Origin of the sequence: Saccharothrix hoggarensis, assembly GCF_042678885.1 — a bacterium.
Lineage (GTDB): Bacteria > Actinomycetota > Actinomycetes > Mycobacteriales > Pseudonocardiaceae > Actinosynnema > Actinosynnema hoggarensis.
In genome coordinates, this window is record NZ_JBHTLK010000385.1 from 1 (window position 1) to 3,623 (window position 3,623).

The following is a 3,623-nucleotide window of genomic DNA, read 5'->3' on the forward strand; positions in this document are numbered from 1 at the left end:
GCCAGCCACAGCAGCACCGGCGGCACGGCCCGCGTCGGCTGGTTGCGCAGGGCGGCGTCCAACACCGGCGCCAGCGCGGGGTCGTCCGCCGTGAGGCCCGCCCGCGCGACCGGCGCCCGGCGCGCGTCCACCACCACGACCGGTTCGCCGTACAGCTCGAAGTACGCGGCGACCTCGTCCGCCAGGGCCGCATTGTCACCCGTCGTCTCGGCCTGCTGCGCGAGCGCGGCGAACCGGTCGAGGTCGGCGGTGCGCGTCAGCACGAACCGCTGGGTGCGCTCGGCGGCCGTGAACGACAGCAGCGGCACCGCGAACGCCGCCACCGCTGCGGCGGAGAACGACAGCAGCACCAGCAGGAGACGGCGGCGCATTCACCCGCCCGCCTGGTTCCCGGCGTCGCCGAGGGCGAGCCGGTAGCCGAAGCCGCGGATGGTGGTCAGCAGGCCCGGCCGGCGCAGCTTCGCCCGCAGACCCGCCAGGTGCACGTCCAGCGACCGCGACACGGCCAGGTACGCGTCACCCCACACCTCGTCCATGAGCTGCTGGCGGCTCACCGCCGTGCCCGCGCGCCGCGCCAACGCCGCCAGCACGTCGAACTCCTTGGTGGTCAACGAGACCTCCGCGTCGCCCACCACGACCCGCCTGCCCTCCAGGTCGATCACCACGTCGCCGACGCGCACCGTGCCGTCCTTCGGCCCGGCGAGCGCCGCGCTGCGCCGGGCGACCGCGTCCATCCGGGCGAGCAACTCACCGAGACGGACCGGTTTCACCAGGTAGTCGTCCGCGCCGAGGCGCAGGCCGCGCACGATCGACCGCTCGTCCCCACGCGCTGTGAGGACCAACACCGGCACCGGCGACACCTTGCGGATCTTGCGCAGCACCTCCAGCCCGTCCGTGTCGGGCAACCCGAGGTCGAGGAGCAGCAGGTCGAAATCGCGGTGGACCAGCAGGGCGTCCGCGCCGCGGGCCACCCGGCTCGGCCGGTGGTCCTTCGCCTCCAGGGCCTCCACCAAGGCGTCCGCGACCCCGTCGTCGTCCTCGACGAGCAGCACGCGCAACCCACCACCCCCTATCGATTGGGGCGATTATGGCCTCCTGGGTGTAGACAAGGCTTGTGAGCATCGAGGAACAGGTGTCCGCGTCCATGTTGGACGAGGCCAGCGAGGCGCTTGAGGAACTGGCCGGCGTGCTGACCGGCGGCCAGTCGCTGGACGAGGCGCTCCAGCAATTGGCCGAATCGGCGTCGCGGGTCATCCCGGACGCGGAGAACGTCAGCGTCACCGTCGTCGGCCCCGACGGCGCGTCCACGGCCGCCGCGACGGACCCGAAGGTCGTCGCCATCGACAAGGACCAGTACGCGGCCGGCAACGGACCCTGCCTCCAGGCCGCTCAGACGCAGCGGCCCGTGCGGGCGACCGTGGAGAGCGGCCGGGAGAAGTGGCCCGAGTTCGCGGAGGCCGCCGAGCGGGCGGGCGTGCAGGCGTACCTGTCCGCGCCGCTGGTGGTCGAGGAAGCGGTCGTCGGCTCGCTGAACCTCTACAGCTCCAAGGAGAAGGCCTTCGACCCGTTCGACGAGGCGCTGCTGCGGCTGTTCGTCACCGCCGCGTCCACCTCGATCACGGGGTTCCGCCGGTACGAGCGGTCGCACCGGCTGGTCGAGCACCTCCAGCGCGCGTTGGACTCGCGGGCCGAGATCGACCAGGCGAAGGGCGTGCTGATGGCCGCCCACGGCATCGACGCCAAGTCGGCGTTCGACCGGCTGGTGACGGAGTCGCAGCAGAACAACACGAAACTGCGGGACGTGGCGCGCAACCTGCTGGCGTCCGTGCGCCGGCCCTGACCGTCGCCGATCCTGCTGAATTCACCTCGGCCGTCGCATTCCCGCGACAGCGCTGAATAGGCGGGCCGGCCCCACTCGGCCGGTGACCGGAATGGCGGGACGTCGATTTCCCTTCCGGTCCCGAAGAAGCACGTGTCCTCTCGCCGGTGCGACCACCGGTCCCTCCGCCCCGCCGCCTCCGGGCGCCTCCGCCGTTCGCCGTGCTCGCGGTGCCACGCGGTGAAGTGACGCGCGGATTCGTTGTGCCCCAGGTGTTTCTTCGGGTGGCGGTCCTGCGCGCTCGGTCATCTGACGCGCGTTCGCGCACCCGATCCGGGGCATGTGCGTCCCCATCGTGTGGACGTTTCCGTGAGCGGTCCTCGACATCTGCCGGTTGTGTCACGGTGGATGGGCAAGTCCGGATCGTGAACGAGAGGAGTGACCATGAAGAACGAGTCACGCGTGTACGTGAAGCCCGTGTTGGTCGAAGTCGGCAGGTTCACCGACCTGACACTCGGGTCCCGCGGTCGTCAGCGGGACTCCCGTCGTCGGCAGAAGAACTGACGCGGACGGCGCATGACTGAGAGATGTCGGCTGTGAGTGGAAGCCATCCGGTCAGCGCCAGCGGCCGCGACGAGGAGTGGTTCGTCGTCCTCCCGGACTGCGAGGCCGCCCTCGCCGTGGCCGCCGCGCTCGACCCGGGCGCGACGGCCCGGCGGCTCGACCACGCCTCGGGGAGGCCGTGGCTGATCGGGCACTGGGACCCGCGCGACCTGGTGGTGGGCTCGGCCGGGCGGACGAGGGTGGCGCTGGTCGGCTGCTGCCCGGCTTCCGCCGAGGAGGTCGCGCGGATGGCGGGACGGACGCGGACCGCCGCCGACCTGGACGGGGCCGCCCGGTCGCTGCCCGGCAGCTTCCACCTGGTCGCGAGCGTCGACGGGGTGGTGCGGGCGCAGGGGACCGCGTTCGGCGTGCGGCGGGTGTTCCACGCCCGGGTGGGTGACGTGGACGTGGTCGCCGACCGGGCCGACGTGCTCGCCCGGCTCGCCGGCTCCGGCGTCGACGAGCGGCGGCTGGCGGCCTGCCTGCTGTTCCCGGCGGCCCCGCCCGCGCTGGCGGGAGCCTCGCTGTGGCGCGGTGTGTCCGCCGTGCCGGAGGACCACTGCGTGCTGCTGGGCGAACGGGGACGGGCGCGGACCGTGCGCTGGTGGGAGCCGCCGCGGCCGACCACGTCGCTGGCCCGGGGCGCGCCGCTGGTCCGGGAGGCGCTCACCGCCGCGGTCGCCGCACGGGTCCGATCCGGGCGCACGGTCAGCGCGGACCTGTCCGGCGGCGCCGACTCCACCGCCGTGTGCGCCCTCGCCGTCGCCCTGACCGGGCGGCTCCTCACGTTCACCGTGGCCAGTGCGGACGTCTCCGACGACGACGCCGAGTGGGCCGCGGTCGCCGCCGCCGGGCTGACCGGGGTGGAGCGCCTGGTGGTGACGGACGACGACCTGCCCCGGCCCTACGCCGACATCCTCGTTCCCGGGGTGGCCCGGGACGAGCCGTACCCGGACATCCACCTGCGCGCCGAGGACGTGGCGCGCGCCCGCCTGCTGGCCGCGCGGGGCGCGGAACTGCACCTCACCGGCGACGGCGGCGACGAGGTGCTGCACGCGCCCGCGAGCTACCTGCCCGAGCTGCTGCGCCGCCACCCGTGGACGGCGTACTCGCACCTGCGGGGCCTGCGCGCCCTGCACGCCTGGTCGTGGCCGCGGGTCGGGCGGCTGCTCGCCGCGCCGCGGGACGAGCGGCGGGAACT

General features: G+C 73.8%; 4 protein-coding genes and 1 pseudogene. 3 read left to right on the top strand and 2 right to left on the bottom strand.

Annotated elements, in window-relative coordinates:
* Both ACFQ3T_RS35190 and ACFQ3T_RS35195 read right to left on the bottom strand, forming a co-directional pair.
* A pseudogene (locus ACFQ3T_RS35190) lies at nucleotides 1-371 on the bottom strand (sensor histidine kinase); the annotation flags it as partial.
* A complete protein-coding gene (locus ACFQ3T_RS35195; protein ID WP_380730229.1) occupies nucleotides 372-1,058 on the bottom strand; it encodes a response regulator transcription factor in 687 nt (228 codons plus the stop codon). It lies immediately after the preceding pseudogene.
* Nucleotides 1,059-1,114: 56 nt separating this feature from the next.
* On the opposite strand from ACFQ3T_RS35195, the gene ACFQ3T_RS35200 reads away from it, so the two are divergent.
* From ACFQ3T_RS35200 to ACFQ3T_RS35210, 3 genes are all read left to right on the top strand, one after another.
* On the top strand, nucleotides 1,115-1,840 hold the full coding sequence (locus tag ACFQ3T_RS35200; protein ID WP_380730231.1) for an ANTAR domain-containing response regulator: 726 nt from the start codon (nucleotides 1,115-1,117) through the stop codon (nucleotides 1,838-1,840).
* 423 nt (nucleotides 1,841-2,263) lie between these two features.
* Nucleotides 2,264-2,383 (top strand): lasso RiPP family leader peptide-containing protein, encoded by a 120-nt coding sequence (locus ACFQ3T_RS35205; protein ID WP_380730233.1) that lies wholly within the window; start codon nucleotides 2,264-2,266, stop codon nucleotides 2,381-2,383.
* Between the two features lie 32 nt (nucleotides 2,384-2,415).
* On the top strand, nucleotides 2,416-3,623 hold a 1,208-nt coding region (locus ACFQ3T_RS35210), incomplete at its 3' end, for an asparagine synthase-related protein (RefSeq protein WP_380730235.1).